This is a genomic window from Methylobacterium sp. Leaf117 (genome assembly GCF_001422985.1).
Lineage (GTDB): Bacteria > Pseudomonadota > Alphaproteobacteria > Rhizobiales > Beijerinckiaceae > Methylobacterium.
Window position 1 is genome coordinate 487,992 of the sequence record NZ_LMNL01000012.1, and the last position, 18,492, is coordinate 506,483.

The following is an 18,492-nucleotide window of genomic DNA, read 5'->3' on the forward strand; positions in this document are numbered from 1 at the left end:
GACCGGCCCGCTGAGCCTTCCCGAAACCCTGCGCGGCACCGTCCGGGTGCCGGTCCCGGGCCGGGCGGACGCGCGCCCACCTGCTGATACGCTCCGAAGCCTGTATCCCGTCCTCGCCGCCTGCTGGAAAATCCCGCAGGGGCTGACGGGTTTGGGGCGCGCCGAGATCACGACCCGCTTCGCGCTCCGGCGCGACGGCAGCGTCATCGGCGCGCCGCGCGTCACCTACGCGACGCAGGATTTGGATACCCGTGCCGACCGCATCCTCACCGATGCGACTCTGGCGGCGATCCGGCGCTGCACGCCGGCCCGGATCACCCCCGCCCTCGGCGCGGCCATTGCGGGGCGCCCCATCGCGCTCCGCTTCATCTACCAAGGACCCAAGGGACAAGGAGTCTAGACCCATGGCAGAGACCGAGACCATCATCCTGGAGACCACCAAGGGCCGCGTCGTGATCGGGCTCCGCCCCGACCTCGCCCCCAGCCACGTCGAGCGCCTGAAGACGCTCGCCGGACAGGGCTTCTATGACGGGGTGCCGTTCCACCGCGTCATCGACGGCTTCATGGCCCAGACCGGCGACCCGACCGGTACCGGCTCGGGCGGCTCCGACCTCCCCGACCTGAATGCCGAGTTCAACGCCGAGCCGCACGTGCGCGGCACCTGCTCGATGGCCCGCACCAACTTCCCGCACTCGGCCAACTCGCAGTTCTTCATCTGCTTTGGCGATGCCCGCTTCCTCGACAAGCAGTACACCGTCTGGGGCAAGGTGGTTGAGGGCATGGACGTGGTTGACACCCTGAACAAGGGCGAGCCGCCGCGCACCCCCGACAAGATCGTCAAGGCGACCGTCGGCGCCGCCTGATCCGACCCGGATCGACCGGTCTTCGGGGAACGCTTCTTGGGGAACGGTTCTTGGGGAACGCTTCTTCGGGAACGATCGATCTTGAAAGACGTGTCCGCGCGAGAGCGCGGGCACGTCTTTCGTTTTACGGGGTCCGTCCTCAATTCCCGCCGCACCCGGTCCCGTCGCCGACCGGCCGGGCGATCACGGCCCGGCCATGTCGGCCAGGACCGCCTCCGCCGCGACCAGGTCCTCCGGCGCATTGATGTTGGCGAACGGATCGTAGGGTTCCACCGGCCACGATACCGCGACGGCCGCGTGGCGCCTCAGGAAGGCGCCGACCCGGCGCTCGCCCCGCACCACGAGGGCCTCGCGCAAGTCCGCCCGCAGGGCCACCGGCCACAGCGCCACCGTGAAGTGTTCGCGCGCGCCCGAGGCCGCCATCGCGATGGTGCCGACCGGTTCGGCCGCGTCGGCGAGTCGGGCGACGAGGTCGAGGGGCAGGAACGGCGCATCGCCCGAAACGCTGGCGAGATGGGTCACCACCGGATGGTGGGACGCCGCGTGATCGAGGCCGGCGAGAATGCCGGCCAGGGGACCCGGGTGGTCCGGAACGCCGTCGGGCACGACCGTGCCGGGAAACCCCGGAAACCGCGCCGGGTCGCCATTGGCGTTGAGGATCAGGCCGGCCCCGCATTGCGGCGCCAAGCGCGACACCACGCGGTCGAGGAGGGTGCGGCCGCCGAGCTGGCGCAGCGGCTTGTCGCCGCCGCCCATGCGTCGCGAGAGCCCTCCGGCGAGGACGACGCCCAGCACCGGTGGCATCGGCCTACTCGATGACGATGCGGGGGGCTGCGCGCGGGGCCGGGCCGCCGGTCAGGTTGGCCCAGAGCTTGGCGGCGATGCCGCGATAGACCTGCGCGTGCGGCCCGTCCGGGTCCACCGCCACCACGGGGCGGCCGGCATCGGAGGTCTCGCGGATGGTCATGTTCAGCGGCACCTCGCCGAGGAACGGCACCTCCAGGCGCTCGGCCTCGGCGCGGGCGCCGCCATGCCCGAAGATGTGCGAGGCAGTGCCGCAATGTGGGCAGATGAAGGTCGCCATGTTCTCGATGACACCGAGGATCGGCACCGCGACCTTACGGAACATGGTGACGCCCCGGCGGGCGTCGATCAGGGCCAGATCCTGGGGCGTCGAGACGATGACGGCGCCGGAAAGCGGCGTCGCCTGCGCCATGGTGAGCTGGGCATCGCCGGTGCCGGGGGGCATATCGACCACCAGCACGTCGAGTTCGCCCCAGGCGACTTCGCGCAGCATCTGAGTGATGGCGGATTGGACCATCGGACCGCGCCAGATCATCGCCGTCTCGGGTTCGATCAGGAAGCCGATCGACATCACCTTGATGCCGAAGCCCTCCATCGGGGCGAGCAGGCGCTCCTCGATGACGCGGGGCTTGCCCGACAGGCCGAACAGCTTCGGCACCGAGGGTCCGTAGATGTCGGCATCGAGCAGACCGACCTTCAGGCCCTGCGCGGCGAGCGCGAGGGCGAGGTTGCAGGCCGTGGTGGACTTGCCGACGCCGCCCTTGCCGGAGGCGACCGCGACGATGTGGCGGACGCCCGGCAGGGCCGGGCCGGTGCGAGGCGGCGGGGCCGCCGCTGCGCGACCGGAGGCGGGGGGCTGGGGCGGCGGCGGCGTCTGGGCCGATTGGTTCGGGCCGCGCTCCGAGGTCAGGCTCGCGAACACGCCGGAGACGCCCGGTGTCGCCAGGAGCGCGCCCTCCGCCCGGCGCCGGATCGGCTCGAACCGCTCGGCTTCGCTCGGGTCGATCAGGATCGAGAACATGACCCGGTTGGTCGGATCCACCACCACCTGCGACAGGCGGCCGGAGGCCGGCAGGGTGGTCCCGGCCGCGTCCACGGTCACGGTCGAGAGCACCTTCAGGACGTCGTCACGGGTGATCGCCAAGGGGCCGGCTCCTTACCGCGTCCGGCCGAAACGGCTGGGGCGGGAGACTAACGGGGAAGCGCGGATCGTCCGGCGGCGGCCGTCCCATCCACGGGGAACCCATGCGACAGCACAGGCGCCGCCCGAGCGCAAGGCTTGCCCGACCTCCCGGGGGCGAGACCGCGGGTCGCGGGTGGGCGCTGGCCGGATCGGGACGAGGGCGCCGGCATCATCCGCCAAGATCCGGGTTTCAGAGACTTCATTCAGATTTCGCTAGGCATGAGGCGAGGGGACGAGGGGGACTTTGCGTCCACCCGCCCCTCGGCAACGTTCGATAGGCCACATAAGGAGGGCGCCGGACGGCGGCCTCGCTCCTCTCAGGATCGACCATTCGTGTTTCATTGGTTGCGTTTTCGGTTTCCGACTTCGGTACGGGGCTCGCAGGTCCGTGCGCGCGGTGACGTCGCCGACGGCGACCTGACGATGAGCCGCACGCTGCTGCGGTTCTCGCGGCCCGTCTCGGCCCGCTTCGAGATCGACACCGGCCGGGAGCGGGCGCTGCATCTGCGCCGCACGATCCTGATCGGCCTCGTGTTCCACAACGCCTACAATCTCACGACGGCGCTGCTGATGCCCGGCATGCTGCCCCTGGCGATGGGCCTGAGACTGCTGCTGGTCACGCCGATCGGCCTGCTGCTGGCCTGGTCGGTGACCCGGATGTCGGGTCCGCGACGCGAGCGCATGGTCACCGCCACGATGCTGCTGGTGACGGCGGTGCCGATCCTGCTGTTCAGCCTCGAGCGCGAGACGGTGAGCGCCGTCTGCTACATCGAGTATCCGCTGATGATGGTGTTCGCCACCATGATGCTGGTGCTGAGATTCCCGCACGCTCTCATCCTCACCGGCCTCAGCGCGGCGGCGTCCTTCGCCAGCATCGGGCTGCGCTCGGACCTCTCGTCCGAACTCGCCCTCTGCCTCGCCTTCCAGACCCTGACCGGCAGCTTCTTCGTGCTCTACGGCAACCACCAGATCGAAGGGGTCCGGCGGCGGGCCTACCTGGTTTCGCTCCGCGAGATCCTGCGCTCGGCCGGCCTGGAGCAGGACCGGCGGGTGCTCACCGTCCTGTCCGAAACCGACGCCCTGACGGGCTTGGCCAACCGCCGCGCCCTGGATTCCGCCCTGGCCGCAACCGCCGGGGAAACCCGCGGAATCGCCCTGTTGATGATCGACGTCGATCACTTCAAGCGCTTCAACGACGCCTATGGCCATCCGGCAGGCGATGCCTGCCTGCGCCGGATCGCCGAATCCCTGTCCGGCGAGACGCGCAACGGCCGCGATTGCGTGGCGCGCTACGGCGGCGAGGAATTCTCGATTCTCATGCGGGGCTGCGATGCCCGGGCGGTCGACCGCGTGGTGCGACGGCTGCGGGCCGGCATTGCCGGGCTGGCCATCCCGCATGGCGGGCGCGGCGATGGCCACGGTCTCGTCACCGTGAGCATCGGGATCGCGGTGGCGGGGTCGGGCCGGGCGACGTCGGCCGACGAACTCCTCCGCGAGGCGGACGGCGCCCTCTACGAAGCCAAGCGCTACGGCCGCAACTGTCACGTCGTGCGATACATCGGCGGGGCCACCATGATGCCGGAGGACCGGCGTCTCGGACGGCTCGGGGCGATGCGCCGCCAGCCGCCGCGCGTCACGCACCAGACCGCGGCCCCGACCAAGATGGCCTCGGCGACCAAAGTGGGCCCCCCGATCAAGCCCCCCGCGCTCGCCTCCGAAACCAATGCCGCCCTCGCCCGTTGAGGACACGATCCGGTTGCGTGCGAGCGCGCCGGGATGCCGTTCGACGAGTTGGAGATGACGATCCCATGCACCAGGGCAACCACCGCGACCACGAGGGCGCCAAGAAGCTGTTCGCCCTCATCAAGGAGGTCAAGGTCGCGATGATGACCACCGCCGACCAGGACGGGAAGCTCTACAGCCGCCCGATGTGGTGCCAGGAAGCCGATGAGAACGGCGACCTGTGGTTCTTCACCAAGCTGCATTCGCCCAAGACGGCCGAGATCAGCAAGGACAACCAGATCAACCTCGCCTATTCCGACCCGTCGAGCCAGACCTACGTGTCGATCGCCGGCAAGGCCGAGATCGTCACCGAGCAGGCGACGATCGACGACAAGTGGAGCGAGAGCCTGAAGACCTGGTTCCCGAACGGCAAGGACGACCCGGAAGTCGCCCTGATCCGCGTGCACCCCGAGAAGGGCGAGTATTGGGACAGCCCGAACGCCACGATGCTGCACGTCTACGGCTACGTGAAAGCCGCGCTGACCGGTGAATCCCCGAAGACCGAGACCAAGAAGGTCGATCTCGCCTGAGCGGATCCGCCGGCGTGACCAGAACGGGCGGCGTGCCGAGGGGCGCGTCGCCCTTTTTCGTGATGGCGCAGGGTCGCCCACCCGTCGCGCCCGGCGCCGCTCCTCATGCCTGCTCCGTGCGGGGCACGATTGACTTGTTGCCGGATGCCGTGCGCCTCTTCCGGCGCGCAGACGCCGGAGATCCGCGCCAGGGACCGTGATCCGAACCATGCTCGATCTGGCCACGCGGGTGTACAATCACAGCTTCAAGATCGACCCGATCGTCCGGTCTCTGCTCGACACCGATTTCTACAAGCTCCTGATGGCGCAGACGATCTTTCGCCGCCATCGCGACGCGCGCGTCACCTTCGGGATCCAGAACCGCTCGCGGCAGGTGCGCCTGGCCGAGTTCGTCGATGCGGGCGAGTTGCGCGAGCAGCTCGACCACGCCCGCTCGGTCCGCTTGAGCCGGGGCGAGTCGACCTGGCTGCGCGGCAATACCTTCTACGGCCAGCGCCAGATGTTCTCGGCCGACTTCATGGATTGGCTCGAGGGCTTCCGGCTGCCCGAATACGAGCTGGAAGCCCGGGACGGGCAGTACGTCCTGACCTTCCACGGCCCCTGGCTCGAAACCACCATGTGGGAGGTGCCGGCGCTCGCCATCCTTAACGAGCTGCGTACGCGCGGCGTCGTGCGCCATCTCGGCAAGCTCGACCTGCAGGTGCTCTACGCCCGCGCCATGACGCGGGTCTGGGAGAAGATCGAGCGGCTGCAGCGCCTGCCCGGCCTCTCCATCGCGGATTTCGGCACGCGCCGGCGCCACGGCTTCCTGTGGCAGGACTGGTGCGTCGAGGCGATGCACGAGGCCCTGGGCGACCGCTTCCTCGGCACCTCGAACTGCCTCATCGCCCTGCGGCGCGAGGTCGAGGCGGTCGGCACCAACGCCCACGAACTGCCGATGGTCTACGCCGCCCTGGCCGACGACGATGCGGGCTTGGCCCGCGCACCCTACGACGTGCTGGCCGACTGGCAGCAGGACTACGCCGGCAACCTGCTGGTGATGCTGCCCGATACCTATGGGACCACGGGCTTCCTGGCGAACGCCCCCGACTGGATGAACGCCTGGACCGGCATCCGCATCGACTCGAAGGAGCCGATCGCCGGCGGAGAGGAGGCCATCGCCTGGTGGCGCTCGCGCGGCTCGGACCCCCGCGAAAAACTCGCGATCTTCTCCGACGGGCTCGACATCGACACCATCGAGGCGATTCACGCCCATTTCCACGGCCGGATGCGCATCGGCTACGGCTGGGGCACCCTTTTGACCAACGACTTCCGCGGCCTCGTGCCGGATGGCCGCCTCGAACCGATCTCCATCGTCTGCAAGGTCATCGACGCCGACGGGCGGCCCACCGTGAAGATCTCGGACAATCCCTCGAAGGCGATCGGTCCGGCCGAGGCGATCGCCCGCTACACCCGGGTCTTCGGCGTCGAGGGTCAGGCGGCGATGCCGGTTCTGGTCTGAGACGCAAGCCCGACTCCCAGACGCAAGCCCGACTCTCAGATGCGGGCCTGACTCCGAAATGCGAACCTGACTTCGAGACGCAAGCCCGCGCCTCAGGTCGCGGATTGAACGATCACCCCGTACCAGCCCAGCCCCGCATAGGTCTCGTAGCCGGGGGTGCGGTGGAAGGCGACGGTGCGACCGGTCCGCGGGTCGAGATCGGCACCGCTGTCCCGTCCGGCGATGCCGAGCGGCAGGGTTTCTTCCAGCACGCCGCGCCCGTCCGAAGCGGCGATCACCCGCTGCCGGGCATCGACCAGCAGGACGCGGGTCCGCGCCCGGTCCTCGTCGGCGACGCGGACGCCCTCGACGATGGCGCGGGCCTGGGCCTGCCAGTCAAAATGGATCGCCAGAACGCCGATGGGCGCGGCCCGGCTGTTGCCCTCCTGGCGGATGCTGGCGCAGTAGGTGGCGACCTGCGCCCCGTTCAGGAGCGGCTGACACATGACGTCGGCGGCCACGTAGGCGTCGCCGTCGGGGAGGGCGGCCGCACGCTGGAACCACGCCTGATCGGCAACATTGCGGCCCACGACGTCGGGATAGCGGTCCGGCCGTCCATGGGCCAGGACCTTGCCCTGGAGATCGCAGATCCACAGGTCGAGATAGACCGTGTAGGCATCCAGAATGATGCCGAGTCGGGCGGTGGCGTGATCGGACGTCGCGCGCGCCGGCGCCGCCGCGCAGGCGACCAGCGCGGCATCCGTCGCCCACCAGCGCACGTCGCAGGTCCGCTCATAGAGATTGCGGTCGATCAACTCGACCGCATTCAGGGCCAGGTCGATCAGCCGCGTCGTCTGCGACTCCTCCGCGAAGCTTTTGACCCGGACCTGCAGGCCGGCGATGCGGTTCGACAGCTCGACCTCGAGAGCCTTGGCGACGCTCTCGACCTCGGCACCGATCGCCCGCACCTCCTGCGCGACCACGGAGAAGCCCCGGCCCATCTCACCGGCCCGCGCCGCCTCGATCAGGGCGTTCAACGCGAGAATCTTGACCTGCCCGGTGATCGCCTGGATGCGGCGGCTCTTGTCGGAAGAGATGCGCTGCAGCGCGGCGATTTCCGTCGCGATGTCACGAAGGTTCGTGGCGTCGGACGCATCCGATCCGGGGGCCACCTCAATCGCCGCGTCGTACAAACCCGCCTCCAGTCATTCTGCCTGGTCGATCGCTCATCGAGCCTCCGACACGGGATAAGAGAACAAGTTTATCGTTCCCTTAAACGGCAATCTATCGTTGTTTTTCGGCGATGATACTGTGCCTCGGTGTCGTTCTTCCAAATACAGAAGACCGATATTCATTTTGATACGGAGAGATGTCAGCCTCCGTCACAACGTCGATCCGGCTGCCCCAATCGGTTGCTCCCGCGTCCGATCGCACAAAGCGCCCGACAACCTGAGATTTCGTCCGGTCGCTACCGAGTGAGATCTTCAGCTCATCACGCAAGAGCCCCGCACGTTCCGAAATCGGCAGCCCATCATCGACGAACCGTCCCGGCGCTCCTGTCATGAACAGGTGCTTTACAGGCGCACCGCTCCCGCAGTCATGCGTCGGATGCAGGCCTTCCGCATGAGATCACGGTTTCGCGACGAGTCGAACGGGTCCGAGGGATCGTTTTCGCCAAGCTCATCGTTCTTCGGGCAGCCTTCTCATCGCCGTAGCCCGGTCGACGGGAGCGCGCGCGTTGCGTCGAGAACCGGAATCGGAATGGCCCTGACATCGACCCCAAAGCCGTCCCTCGTCCCTCCGCGACCGACACGCATCGCGGCGGCCGCAACGCCGCCCCAGGCTCTCACCTCCCCGTTGATCGTCGCGGCCCTGATCATGGCCGGGCTCTATGTCGGACGCGACGTCCTGATCCCGATCGCCATCGCGATCCTGCTCTCCTTCGTGCTCGGCCCACTGGTGAACCTGCTGCGGCGCTGGCATTTCGGCCGCTTCCTGTCTGTCGCCACCTCGGTGGTCCTCGCGCTCGGCACTGCCGCAGCCCTGGCGACCCTGATCGGCGTCCAACTCGCCGACATCGCCAAGGACGTCCCGCGCTACCGGAGCACCATCGAGCGCAAGATCGAGGGCCTCAACGACACCCCCGCCGGGCGCCTGGCCGGCTACGTCGCGAGCATCGGCCGGACGATGCACGAGAGCCAGGAGGAGGCGAAGCCGGAGCCGAAGCCCGAAGTGAAGTCCACGGGGCCGAATCCCCAGGCCAATCCCGCCCCGCCCGACAAGGCGATCCTGGTCGAGGTGAAGGAGCGCGTACCGGGTCCGGTGACGCTGGCGGGCACGCTGCTCTCGCCGATCCTGCATCCCCTGGCGACCATCGGCATCGTGTTCGTGGTGCTGCTCTTCCTGCTGATGCAACGCGAGGACCTGCGCGACCGGATGATCCGGCTGGCCGGGTCCAGCGATCTCCACCGCACCACCGTGGCGATGGACGATGCCGCCAAGCGCCTCAGCCGCTACTTCCTGGTCCAGCTCGCCCTGAACGCCTCGTTCGGCCTCGTGGTGGGCATCGGCCTCTACATCCTCGGCGTACCGAACCCGGTCCTGTGGGGCATCTTCTCGGCGCTGATGCGCTTCGTGCCCTACGTGGGCGCCTTCGTCTCGGCCCTGTTCCCCCTCGCGCTCGCAGCCGCGGTCGACCCAGGCTGGTCGATGGTGATCGGAACCCTGATCCTGTTCCTGATCCTCGAGCCCCTGGTCGGGCATTTCATCGAGCCGATGCTCTACGGCCAGTCGACCGGCATGTCGCCCTTCGCGGTCCTGGTCTCGGCTCTGTTCTGGACCTGGCTGTGGGGACCTGTCGGCCTGCTGCTCTCGACCCCGCTCACGGTCTGCCTGGTGGTTCTCGGTCGCCACGTCGACAAGCTCGAATTCCTCGACGTGCTGTTCGGCGACCGGCCGGCCCTGACGCCGGTGGAGAACTTCTACCAGCGCATCCTGGCCGACGACCCCGAGGAGGCGCAGGAGCATGCCGACCTCATCCTGAAGAACTGCTCGCTCACCGCCTATTACGACGAGGTGGTGGTGAAGGGCCTCGAACTGGCGGCCCGGGACGCGGCCCGCGGCGTGCTCACCACGGACCAGAAGACCGACATCCGCACCAGCGTCGGCGGCCTGATCGCGGAGATGGCGGACCGCGACGATTTGCGCGGCGACACCGAGGCCAAAGCCGACCCGGACGCGCCGCGCCCGGAGCCGGTGCCGGAGACGTGGCGGCCCGCCGGCACGGTCCTGTGCGTGGCCGGACGCAGCTTCGTCGACGAATCCGCCTGCGCGATCCTGGCGCAACTGCTGGGCAAGCGCGGGATCGGCGTCCGGGTGGTGCCGTTCTCAGACGTTTCGCGCGCGAAGATCGCGGACCTCGATCCCGGTCCCGCCAAGCTCGTCTGCATCGTGTCGATGGCGATCAGCGGCGAGCCGACCCACCTGCGCCGGCTGACCGAGCGCCTGCGCCGGACGCTGCCCGACGCCCGGCTCGTCCTCGGCCTGTGGCAGGCCGACGATGCCGGTCTCGACGAGGCGACCCGGCGCCGGGCCGTCGATGCCGACATTCACGTCTCCTCGCTGCGCGCCGCCGTGGACGCGGTGGTGGCCGCCGCCCATGGCGAGGTCATTCCCGCGCCGAAGGCCCCGGAACCGGAGGGCGAATTCGCCCGGGTGCAGCCGATGCCCGCCTGAAGCCCTGCTGGCCGGCATGGTTCTTCGGGGGCGATGTTTGGACTTGACCATGCCCCCTCGGGTCCGCTTCGCTGCGCCGCGTTTCTGAGGAGGACAGGCCGATGAGTGTGGTCGATCTCGCGCGGTTCATGGACGATCTTGCGGACGCCTCGGGGCAGGCGATCCTGCCGTTCTTCCGGGCTGCCTTCGGCATGGACGACAAGGCGCGGGGCGGGGCCGCCTTCGACCCCGTGACCGAGGCCGACCGGGCCGCCGAGGTGGCGATGCGCGGCATGATCCGCCGTCATTTCCCGACCCACGGCATTCTCGGCGAAGAGTTCGGTTCGGAGAATCTGGAGGCCGAGTGCGTGTGGGTGCTCGACCCCATCGACGGGACGCGCGCCTTCCTCTCGGGCCTGCCCACCTGGGGCACGCTGATCGGCCTGACCCATCACGGTGCGGCCGTGCGCGGACTGATGCACCAACCCTATCTCGGCGAGCGCTTCTCCGGCGACGGCGCCAGCGCCCGCCTGCGCTCGGCACGCGGCGAGCGCCAGCTCCTGACCCGGCGCGGCACTGCCCTGGATCAGGCCATCCTCGCCACCACCGACCCGCGCCTGTTCGCGCAAGGCGAAGAGCGCGAGCGCTTCCTCGGCCTCGAAGAGGCGGTGCGCCTCTCCCGCTACGGCACCGATTGTTACGCCTATTGCATGCTGGCGGCCGGGCAGATCGACCTCGTGGTCGAGGCCGGCCTGAAGCCCTACGACATCGTCGCCCTGATCCCGATCGTCGAGGGGGCCGGCGGCATCGTCACGACCTGGGACGGCGGCCCCGCCACGGGCGGCGGGCGCATCGTCGCCGCCGGCGACCGCCGGCTGCACGAGGCGGCCCTGCGCCACCTCGACCCCTGAGGCTTAGGCCTCGACCCGGTCCTTCTCGATCGGTTCGGAGGTGTCGGAGCCCGGCATGAAGGCATCGAAGGCGGCCCAGAAATCCTGGCGGATGGCGTCCCGCTCCGACAGGATCTCGTGGCGGGCATCGGGCAGCACCAGGACATGGCCGGCCCGGAGGCCACGGGCGAAGCGCTCGGTGATGTGCGTGCCGCAGACCGGATCGGCGCCGGCGGCGATGATCAGGGTCGGCAGGGTGATGCGTCCCGGAACGGCCGGATCGGCGAGGCGCTTCATCGCCCGGAAGGCGCCGGTGAGCCAGGCGATGCTCGGATCGCCCACCGCCCCGGCGCCGACGTCGCGTGCGGCGGCGGCATTGCGGGCATAGCGCTTCGGGTCCTGGCACAGGCGGTTGTTCCGGTACGGCTTCGTCGCCATCGAGACCGCCGAGCCGAACGGGATATAGGCCCGCCCACGTCCGATCGCGTGGAGGAGCCGGGCCAGTACCGCCGCGCCCGCGGGCCAGCGCACCATGCGGATCGACAGCATCGGCGCCACCGTGACGAGGCGCCGGAACGGCAGCCATCCGTCATGGGCGCCGGTCAGCGCGATGGCGCCGCCCATGGAATGGGCGAGACCCAGATGTGGGTGGGGCATCGACGGGCGCAGGATCGCCTCCTCAATCGCCTTCAGGTCGAGGCGGTAATCGTCGAAATGGGCAACGTGGCCCCGATGCGGATCGTCGGTCTGCCGCTGCGACTCTCCCTGTCCACGCCAATCGAAGGCGACGACGGCGAAGCCGCGCCCGCGCAGGTCGGTGATGGTCTCGTAGTACTTCTCGATGAATTCGGCCCGGCCCTGGAGCAGGCAGACCGTCCCCTTCACCAACCGGGTGGTGGGGCGCCAATGCGCGGCGCGCAATTCGATCCCGTCCTCGGTGCGCACCGCCTTCAAGGCACCGCCCGGCGGAACGGGATTGTCGGGGGTGGAGCGCAGGGTCAGCATCGCGGACGTCTCACGTCAGGAAAGGGGCTTGAAAAATTTCGAGTGCGGGGCTGGTCGAGGCTCTTGCGAGCGTGGAGAGCCGCGCCAATATCACGGAGGCACCGGCCAATACGGCGGTGCGACTGGTCCGGCCCTCGGGCGGACCCAGACTGTGCATGTTGCTTCTTATGGAGAATATGTGATGCGTCAGTTCGACCTTGCTCCCCTGTATCGTTCCACCGTCGGTTTCGACCGCCTGTTCTCGGCCCTCGACCAGTTCGTCAGTGCCGACGCGGCGCCGACCTATCCGCCCTACAACATCGAGCGCACCGGCGAGAACGCCTACCGGATCACCGTGGCGGTGGCCGGCTTCACGGACTCCGATCTGTCGATCGAGGTCAAGGAGAATGCGCTGACTCTGAAGGGCGAGCGTCAGTCCGATCCGTCCAGGCCGGCGGAGTTTCTGCACCAGGGCATCGCGGCCCGCGCCTTCGAGCGCCGGTTCCAGCTTGCCGACTACGTGCAGGTGACGGGCGCTGCTCTCGAGAACGGTCTCCTTCACATCGACCTGGTTCGCGAGATTCCGGAAGCCAAGAAGCCACGCCAGATTCAGATCGCGACGACCCGCGCGTCCAACGCCCCCGTCATCGAGGGCGCCGTTCAGCAGGCCGCCTGATCGGCGATCGGCTCCGACACAGGATGCGGTGAAGGGCGCTCCGGCCGCAAGGCCGGGGCGCTTTCATGGTTTTCAGAATCCGTCGTCGAGCCAGTCGCCGCGACTCGGCTCCCGGCAGCGATAGCCGACGAAGCAGCGCGGCGTGTCGCCGGCCGGCACGAAGGCCGGAACCGTGATTTCGGTGATCTCGCAGAAGCTGCGGTCACGTACGAAGCGGTCATAGGTCTGGCCGCCGGTTCCGAGCACGAGCCCGCCCTGGCGGTCGACCAATCCCTTCGCCTGGCGGCAGGACATGGCATTGGTCGAGGGCCGCTGCGCCAGCGACGGACCTGCGATCATCACGATCGCGCCTGCGAGGCAAACGACACGAAGGGTCCGGCAGCGGGTCATGCCGCGAGAACGCGATTCATGGTCCGGATGATCCCCTTCCGAGCCGTTCGGCCTGTCAGAGGTCGCCGAAGATCAGCTGACCCTGCGGGCTCGGACGCCGGGCGGGAGCATTCGGCTTGGCACTCCTGGCGCGTTTGGCTCCCGGCTTCGCTGCCGCGCGCTGGACGGCGGGACGCTGAGCCGGGGGATCGGCGCGCAGCCGTGCCTTGGCCCGGTCGCGGGCGATCGCTTCCGGCGCGTGCGGATCGTCGTCGAGCCACTTGCCGCGCTTGATCACCTCGTTGACGCGGCCCTGATTGACCCCGACCTTGAAGGCGATCTCCTGCTGGGTCATGCCGGTGGAAGCGTGCAGTTCCAGGATCGCGCGGGCGAGGTCCGGCGTCATCTTCTGCCCGGTGAGGCGGCGGGCCGGCTTGATCGTGCGCGTGGCCCGGTCGCGTTCCCGCAGACGTTCGAGCAGGGCGAGGGCCATGTGCATGCCGTGCTCGCGCAGGGACTCCTCGAATTCCTTCAACGTCGCCATCGTCGGCATCCTCATCGCCGCGGGGTTCCGTGAGGCCGGAACCGCGGCTGTTCTATCAACGCGACCGAAACGCCAGGGTTGCGCCGGACAGACGGTGAGGGTTGAGCCTCGTCGACCGCGTTGACAACGACCAACCTGCGCCATCCACCGGTATTCGCACCCGGAGCGGCGGTCCGACATCTGGAACTTGCTGGTCCGCGCCGGGCGGCTCCGCTTCGAAGCCCGCGCCCGGGTTATCCGATCCGGTCGCCGCGATCGCCCGTGGCAACCGGCGCGGCATTCGGCTAAACCGCCGATCCTGCCGCGGTTTTCGAGGATCCCGCCCGATGATCAGCCCGATCGTTTCCGTCTCGCGCACCGGGCCGGCGCCCGGTACGCCTTCCCTGGTGGATGCCCTGGAGAACGGCGCGGTCCTGATGTTCCCGGATCTCGACTTCCCGCTGAGCGCCTTCGAGCAGCGCTTCGTCGAGCGGCCCTTCGCCGACGGCAAGGCCAAGAACGTCAACATCCGGCGTGCCGCCGCCACCCTAAGGGGCGCCGCCGGCACGCCGGAGGAGCAGGAGGCCCTGCGCCAGGTCCTGATCCGCTACCGAGCCTTCGCCGAGGCGCTGATCACCGAGCATCTTCCGGCCTATGCCGGCAAGGTCACGCTGGCCGGCACCTCGTACCGGCCCTTCGACGTCGACCGGCGCAAGCTGAGCTGGCGCCGCGACGACACCCTCCTGCATGTGGACGCCTTCCCGTCGAACCCGATCGGCGAGAAGCGCATCCTGCGCATCTTCCGCAACATCAATCCCAACGGGCAGCCGCGCCACTGGCGCGTCGGCGAGGACTTTTCCGCGATGGCGGAGAAATTCCTGCCGCGGCTGCCGGGCTATTCGCCGCTCTCCGCCCGGATGCTGGCGCTGCTCAAGATCACAAAGGCCCGGCGCAGCGAGTACGATCACCTCATGCTCCACCTGCACGACGCCCTGAAGCAGGACATGACCTACCAGGAGACGGCGCCGCAGGCCGACGTGCATTTCGCCCCCGGACAGACCTGGGTGACCTTTTCCGACCTCGTCATGCACGGGGCCATGGGCGGCCGTTACATGCTGGAGCAGACCGGCTACCTCGCGGTCGCCGATCAGGCCCGACCCGAGCGCAGCCCGCAGCGCCTGCTCGCCAAGGCCCTCGGCCGCCCCTTACGCTGACCGCAACGCCCTTTCACGATCGGAGACCGACCCATGATCCTCGAAATCGCCCAGATCGACGTCAAGCCCGGCCTGGAGGCCGAGTTCGAGGCCGGCATCGCCGAGGCCGCCGCGATCTTCGAGGCCGCCCAGGGCTGTCGCAGCTTCGCGGTCCGTCGCTCCATCGAGAAGCCGCAGCGCTACCGCCTGCTCATCGAATGGGAGACCCTGGAGAACCACACCGTGGACTTCACCGGCTCCCAGGCCTGGAAGGATTACCGGGCGATGGTGTCGCCCTGCTTCGAGGGGCCCCCGAGCGTCGAGCACACCGAACTGACGCTCCAGGCGTTCTGAGCGGGTCTAGCGGCCGGACCCACGCACCAGCATCTTGATGCGGTCGTCGAGCTTCCTGACCCGCTCGCGAATGCCGGCGGTGCTGCAGCTCGTGAGGGTTTCCCCGGCGAAGAACCCGAACTGCTCCTCCCGATCGCGGCAGGCCAGGACCGGCGGCAGGGCGAGCACGAGGCCGAACGGCGCGGCGAGCAGGAACAGGTTGAGGACGAGCGACGCGACCCAGCCGAGGGTGACGGTGCGGACCTCCGCTTCCTCGCCCTCGCGCGCGGCACGGTGGAAGGACCGCACCAGCCTGGGCCGATAAAGGGTATCGCGGAGTTGCGCCCCGCCGGACCGGGCCGTGGGCGGCGCGGTGTAGGGATCCGTGGCGTCCTCGGCTTCCGGCCGCAGCCCGTAGGGATCGTCGGTGAGCACGCCACCGGATTGAAGCTTCATCGCGACGTCCTCTCAAGATGCCGGGCGAGACCCCGAGGGCCGGTTCGACGCATCGATGTCTACCGGATGCTGTTCACGACGGTGCGGAGGTTGCCGTCCAGGTTGAGCACCCGGCCGGCGAAATCGCGTCGGGCGCAGACCGTACTGCGCAGGATTTCGGGAACCCACGATCCGCGCGAGACACTCTGGCAATCCATCAGCAGGGTCGCGCCGAGCAGGATCGACATCGGCCCCAACATCAGTGCGAGCTTGAACAGGCGCAGGACGCCGAAGCCGCTCCGCCGTCTCCGGGCGGGACGCACGTCGCGCCGCCTCGGCGAGGCGGAGTGATCGGGCTCATCGTCCCCTTCGGCCTCGCGGGCGCCGAAGGTCTCCACGTAATAGGCTTCGAGCTTGCTGCGCTTCATCGGTGAGCATCCGCCGATCCGGCTGATAACGTCGTTGTGACCCCGTCATACCCGAGCTTGCGTCGAGGGCGGGCTAACATCCGCCCGGGGACTGCGACAACGTTGGGTTGTGGTTTCCGAATGCTTGCCGGATCGAACCGTTCGAACCGGTTTCCGGTGACATCCGGCCACGGACTGCGTACCTAGGGACCGACATGTCCCACCGGTTCCCAGCGCCGCCACCGGTCGACCCTTACACGAGCGATCCTCGCCCATGATCCAACGCCCCCTGCGCATCGGCACGCGTGGAAGCCCGATGGCCCTGGCTCAGACCGGGATGGTCCGGGACCAGATCGTCGCCGCCAATCCCGGCCTCGAGACCGAGATCGTGGTGGTCAACACCGTGGCGGACCGCATCCTCGACCGTCCGCTGTCGGAGATCGGCGGCAAGGGGCTCTTCACCAAGGAACTGGAACAGGCGCTCTACGCCGACGTGGTCGACGTCGCCGTGCATTCGATGAAGGATGTCGAGACCTGGTTGCCGGACGGGCTCGTCATCGCCTGCATCCTAGAACGCGACGACCCGCGCGACGCGTTCCTGTCGCCGCGCGCCGCCGGCTTCGCCGATCTCGCCCCCGGCGCCCGGGTGGGGACCTCCTCCCTGCGCCGCGCGGCCCAGGTGCTGATGCGGCGGCCCGACCTGCGGATCGTGCCCCTGCGCGGCAACGCCAACACCCGGATGCGCAAGTTGGAGGAGGGCACCTGCGACGCCACCCTGCTGGCGCTTTGCGGCCTGGAACGCCTCGGCATGGCGGATATGGCGCGCAGCGTCCTCGACGTCGGCGAGATGCTTCCGGCCGTGGCCCAGGGTGCCCTCGGCATCGAGTGCCGCGAGGCGGATGCCGAGGTGCGCGCACTCCTCGCCCCCCTGGTCTCCGCCCGCGCCACCGCCGAGCTGGATGCCGAACGCGGCCTTCTGGCCGAACTCGATGGGTCGTGCCGGACGCCGATCGCGGCGCTGGCCCGGATCGCAGGCGATACACTGACCCTCGACGGTCTGCTGTTCCTGCCCGACGGCAGCGCTCATTGGGGCGTGCAGCGCGCCGGACCAGTCGCCGATGCGGCTCGGATCGGCCGCGAGGCCGGCGCCGAACTGAAGCGCGCGGCGGGCGACACCTACGCGCGGCATCTTCAGTAGGAACGGGGCCTTCGAAGGTCCCGGACGCCCTTCAGACGAGGCTGCGTTCGATCGCCTCCTCGTCGCAGACGATGCCGGCGGCGCGCACGTATTCGAGGCCGAGCGGATGGGTGAGGGCAGGGGCCGTTCCGGCTTCGGTGAAGGCCTCCAGGAAGACCCGCATCACGTGCGCCACCGCGACCGGCGTGACCGAGCGCAGATCGTCGGCATAGTAGCGGCCGGCATTGGCGGTGCTGGTGACGATCTCGTAGGCGGGGAAGTAGACGGCGCGCGGCTCGGCCGCGACGATCTCCTCGGCGGCGACCCGCAACGCCGCCTTGCTGTAGGTGTTCGAGACCAGCACGTGCCGGTCGGCATAGGTGGCGATCAGCGGCACCGGCGACACCGTGAGGATCACCCGCGCGCCCGGGTTCACCGCGAACAGGCGCGCGAGGAAAGCCAGCATGTCGTCGCGCACGTCGCCCGCCCGCGCATTCACGAAGGCGTAGGTCTCCGGGTCGAAGCTGCCGCCGATGACGCCGGGAGCGACGGGCAGCATCGCGCCGTCCGGCCGGTGCATCCAGCCCTCGGTCAGCCCGAGGGTGAAGACGAAGACGTCCAGGGTCTCGAACATCGCCCGCACCGCGGCGAGATGCGTCGCGCGCGCCGCCTCCAGGGCCTCCGGATCGGGAAAGCCGTCCGGTTCGATGCCCGGACGAAACGGGTCCACGAGGCGCCCGTCCGGGCGCGTCCAGGCCGCGAGGGCCGGTGTGTAGGTCCCGTAAGCGCGATCGAAGAGCTGCAGCAATTGGCGGGCGGTGTAGACGTTGCCGTACCGGGCCGAATAGGTGCCGTATTGCCGGTCGGCCGCGATGTCGGGGGCCAGCCCCTCGGGCGCCGTCTCGGCGAGGTAATGCCCGAAGCCGGCCTCGGTCAGGGCGCGGGCGACGTGCTGGGCGAAGCACGAGCCGGCCGTCGCCACCCGGGCGTCTCGCGCGATGGTGAAGCGCTCCGATGGCCCCGGGGCGAGGGCGAAGGGTGGCACCCCGGCCACCACCTTGCGCCAGAATCGCTCGGCCGGTAGATCGGCGTAAGGGTTCATCACCACGGCGGCATCTCCATCCGATCGCTCACGCATCTGCCGCGCAC

General features: G+C 69.1%; 20 protein-coding genes. 11 read left to right on the top strand and 9 right to left on the bottom strand.

Features of this window, described 5'->3' with window-relative positions; translation table 11 throughout:
• The first annotated feature begins 10 nt into the window (after positions 1 to 10).
• Both ASF57_RS09215 and ASF57_RS09220 read left to right on the top strand, forming a co-directional pair.
• The gene (locus ASF57_RS09215; RefSeq protein WP_056482780.1) at positions 11 to 400 is read left to right on the top strand and encodes a hypothetical protein; all 390 of its coding nucleotides are present in this window, start codon (positions 11 to 13) and stop codon (positions 398 to 400) included.
• 4 nt (positions 401 to 404) lie between these two features.
• Positions 405 to 863 (top strand): peptidylprolyl isomerase, encoded by a 459-nt coding sequence (locus ASF57_RS09220; RefSeq protein WP_056184106.1) that lies wholly within the window; start codon positions 405 to 407, stop codon positions 861 to 863.
• Positions 864 to 1,046: 183 nt separating this feature from the next.
• Here ASF57_RS09220 and mobA read toward each other — a convergent pair whose 3' ends face one another.
• Both mobA and ASF57_RS09230 read right to left on the bottom strand, forming a co-directional pair.
• Positions 1,047 to 1,667 (bottom strand): molybdenum cofactor guanylyltransferase MobA, encoded by a 621-nt coding sequence (gene mobA, locus ASF57_RS09225; RefSeq protein WP_056482215.1) that lies wholly within the window; start codon positions 1,665 to 1,667, stop codon positions 1,047 to 1,049.
• 4 nt (positions 1,668 to 1,671) lie between these two features.
• Entirely contained in the window at positions 1,672 to 2,811 is a 1,140-nt protein-coding gene (locus ASF57_RS09230) for an Mrp/NBP35 family ATP-binding protein (protein WP_056482217.1), read from the bottom strand.
• A gap of 462 nt (positions 2,812 to 3,273) precedes the next feature.
• Between ASF57_RS09230 and ASF57_RS09235 the strand changes: the two genes are divergently transcribed.
• The 3 genes from ASF57_RS09235 (at position 3,274) to pncB (ending at position 6,663) form a co-directional block, all read left to right on the top strand.
• Entirely contained in the window at positions 3,274 to 4,593 is a 1,320-nt protein-coding gene (locus ASF57_RS09235) for a GGDEF domain-containing protein (protein ID WP_162241553.1), read from the top strand.
• 65 nt (positions 4,594 to 4,658) lie between these two features.
• Positions 4,659 to 5,162 carry a pyridoxamine 5'-phosphate oxidase family protein gene (locus ASF57_RS09240; protein WP_056184098.1) on the top strand — a complete coding sequence of 168 codons (504 nt, stop codon included), beginning with the start codon at positions 4,659 to 4,661 and terminating at the stop codon, positions 5,160 to 5,162.
• A gap of 208 nt (positions 5,163 to 5,370) precedes the next feature.
• Positions 5,371 to 6,663 (top strand): nicotinate phosphoribosyltransferase, encoded by a 1,293-nt coding sequence (gene pncB, locus ASF57_RS09245; protein ID WP_056482225.1) that lies wholly within the window; start codon positions 5,371 to 5,373, stop codon positions 6,661 to 6,663.
• 92 nt (positions 6,664 to 6,755) lie between these two features.
• Here pncB and ASF57_RS27225 read toward each other — a convergent pair whose 3' ends face one another.
• Positions 6,756 to 7,769: a methyl-accepting chemotaxis protein gene (locus ASF57_RS27225; protein ID WP_274533553.1), complete on the bottom strand. Its 1,014-nt coding sequence runs from the start codon at positions 7,767 to 7,769 to the stop codon at positions 6,756 to 6,758.
• Positions 7,770 to 8,403: 634 nt separating this feature from the next.
• Here ASF57_RS27225 and ASF57_RS09255 point away from each other — a divergent pair.
• Positions 8,404 to 10,377, top strand: coding sequence for an AI-2E family transporter (locus tag ASF57_RS09255; protein WP_056482228.1), 1,974 nt, complete (start codon positions 8,404 to 8,406; stop codon positions 10,375 to 10,377).
• A 101-nt stretch (positions 10,378 to 10,478) separates the two neighbouring features.
• A complete protein-coding gene (gene hisN / locus ASF57_RS09260; RefSeq protein WP_056482231.1) occupies positions 10,479 to 11,267 on the top strand; it encodes a histidinol-phosphatase in 789 nt (262 codons plus the stop codon).
• 3 nt (positions 11,268 to 11,270) lie between these two features.
• Here hisN and ASF57_RS09265 read toward each other — a convergent pair whose 3' ends face one another.
• On the bottom strand, positions 11,271 to 12,251 hold the full coding sequence (locus ASF57_RS09265; protein WP_056482234.1) for an alpha/beta hydrolase: 981 nt from the start codon (positions 12,249 to 12,251) through the stop codon (positions 11,271 to 11,273).
• A 181-nt stretch (positions 12,252 to 12,432) separates the two neighbouring features.
• On the opposite strand from ASF57_RS09265, the gene ASF57_RS09270 reads away from it, so the two are divergent.
• Positions 12,433 to 12,906 (top strand): Hsp20 family protein, encoded by a 474-nt coding sequence (locus ASF57_RS09270; RefSeq protein ID WP_056482238.1) that lies wholly within the window; start codon positions 12,433 to 12,435, stop codon positions 12,904 to 12,906.
• Positions 12,907 to 12,978: 72 nt separating this feature from the next.
• On the opposite strand, the gene ASF57_RS09275 is transcribed toward ASF57_RS09270, so the two are convergent.
• Positions 12,979 to 13,245 (bottom strand): hypothetical protein, encoded by a 267-nt coding sequence (locus ASF57_RS09275; RefSeq protein ID WP_156376034.1) that lies wholly within the window; start codon positions 13,243 to 13,245, stop codon positions 12,979 to 12,981.
• A 106-nt stretch (positions 13,246 to 13,351) separates the two neighbouring features.
• Positions 13,352 to 13,819, bottom strand: coding sequence for a hypothetical protein (locus tag ASF57_RS09280; RefSeq protein ID WP_056184082.1), 468 nt, complete (start codon positions 13,817 to 13,819; stop codon positions 13,352 to 13,354).
• Positions 13,820 to 14,145: 326 nt separating this feature from the next.
• Here ASF57_RS09280 and ASF57_RS09285 point away from each other — a divergent pair, with 326 nt between their 5' ends.
• Entirely contained in the window at positions 14,146 to 15,012 is an 867-nt protein-coding gene (locus tag ASF57_RS09285) for a Kdo hydroxylase family protein (protein ID WP_056482244.1), read from the top strand.
• A gap of 33 nt (positions 15,013 to 15,045) precedes the next feature.
• Positions 15,046 to 15,345 (top strand): antibiotic biosynthesis monooxygenase, encoded by a 300-nt coding sequence (locus ASF57_RS09290; RefSeq protein ID WP_056482248.1) that lies wholly within the window; start codon positions 15,046 to 15,048, stop codon positions 15,343 to 15,345.
• Between the two features lie 6 nt (positions 15,346 to 15,351).
• On the opposite strand, the gene ASF57_RS09295 is transcribed toward ASF57_RS09290, so the two are convergent.
• The gene (locus tag ASF57_RS09295; protein WP_056184074.1) at positions 15,352 to 15,780 is read right to left on the bottom strand and encodes a hypothetical protein; all 429 of its coding nucleotides are present in this window, start codon (positions 15,778 to 15,780) and stop codon (positions 15,352 to 15,354) included.
• 59 nt (positions 15,781 to 15,839) lie between these two features.
• Entirely contained in the window at positions 15,840 to 16,187 is a 348-nt protein-coding gene (locus ASF57_RS09300) for a hypothetical protein (protein WP_056482251.1), read from the bottom strand.
• 253 nt (positions 16,188 to 16,440) lie between these two features.
• Here ASF57_RS09300 and hemC point away from each other — a divergent pair, with 253 nt between their 5' ends.
• Complete coding sequence (gene hemC, locus ASF57_RS09305) at positions 16,441 to 17,364, top strand: hydroxymethylbilane synthase (protein WP_056482254.1); 924 nt, start codon at positions 16,441 to 16,443, stop codon at positions 17,362 to 17,364.
• A gap of 31 nt (positions 17,365 to 17,395) precedes the next feature.
• Here the strand turns inward: hemC and ASF57_RS09310 are convergent, their stop codons facing one another.
• The gene (locus ASF57_RS09310; protein WP_056482257.1) at positions 17,396 to 18,445 is read right to left on the bottom strand and encodes a GSCFA domain-containing protein; all 1,050 of its coding nucleotides are present in this window, start codon (positions 18,443 to 18,445) and stop codon (positions 17,396 to 17,398) included.
• Between the last annotated feature and the right edge of the window lie 47 nt (positions 18,446 to 18,492).

Coding starts and splice junctions, on each gene's coding strand:
- hisN (WP_056482231.1), top strand. CDS start 10,479: ATGAGTGTGGTCGATCTCGCGCGGTTCATGGACGATCTTGCGGACGCC.
- mobA (WP_056482215.1), bottom strand. CDS start 1,667: ATGCCACCGGTGCTGGGCGTCGTCCTCGCCGGAGGGCTCTCGCGACGC.
- ASF57_RS09285 (WP_056482244.1), top strand. CDS start 14,146: ATGATCAGCCCGATCGTTTCCGTCTCGCGCACCGGGCCGGCGCCCGGT.
- ASF57_RS09235 (WP_162241553.1), top strand. CDS start 3,274: ATGAGCCGCACGCTGCTGCGGTTCTCGCGGCCCGTCTCGGCCCGCTTC.
- ASF57_RS09280 (WP_056184082.1), bottom strand. CDS start 13,819: ATGGCGACGTTGAAGGAATTCGAGGAGTCCCTGCGCGAGCACGGCATG.
- ASF57_RS09265 (WP_056482234.1), bottom strand. CDS start 12,251: ATGCTGACCCTGCGCTCCACCCCCGACAATCCCGTTCCGCCGGGCGGT.
- ASF57_RS09270 (WP_056482238.1), top strand. CDS start 12,433: ATGCGTCAGTTCGACCTTGCTCCCCTGTATCGTTCCACCGTCGGTTTC.
- ASF57_RS09255 (WP_056482228.1), top strand. CDS start 8,404: ATGGCCCTGACATCGACCCCAAAGCCGTCCCTCGTCCCTCCGCGACCG.
- ASF57_RS09300 (WP_056482251.1), bottom strand. CDS start 16,187: ATGAAGCGCAGCAAGCTCGAAGCCTATTACGTGGAGACCTTCGGCGCC.
- pncB (WP_056482225.1), top strand. CDS start 5,371: ATGCTCGATCTGGCCACGCGGGTGTACAATCACAGCTTCAAGATCGAC.
- ASF57_RS09290 (WP_056482248.1), top strand. CDS start 15,046: ATGATCCTCGAAATCGCCCAGATCGACGTCAAGCCCGGCCTGGAGGCC.
- hemC (WP_056482254.1), top strand. CDS start 16,441: ATGATCCAACGCCCCCTGCGCATCGGCACGCGTGGAAGCCCGATGGCC.
- ASF57_RS09275 (WP_156376034.1), bottom strand. CDS start 13,245: ATGATCGCAGGTCCGTCGCTGGCGCAGCGGCCCTCGACCAATGCCATG.
- ASF57_RS09295 (WP_056184074.1), bottom strand. CDS start 15,780: ATGAAGCTTCAATCCGGTGGCGTGCTCACCGACGATCCCTACGGGCTG.
- ASF57_RS09310 (WP_056482257.1), bottom strand. CDS start 18,445: ATGAACCCTTACGCCGATCTACCGGCCGAGCGATTCTGGCGCAAGGTG.
- ASF57_RS09220 (WP_056184106.1), top strand. CDS start 405: ATGGCAGAGACCGAGACCATCATCCTGGAGACCACCAAGGGCCGCGTC.
- ASF57_RS09240 (WP_056184098.1), top strand. CDS start 4,659: ATGCACCAGGGCAACCACCGCGACCACGAGGGCGCCAAGAAGCTGTTC.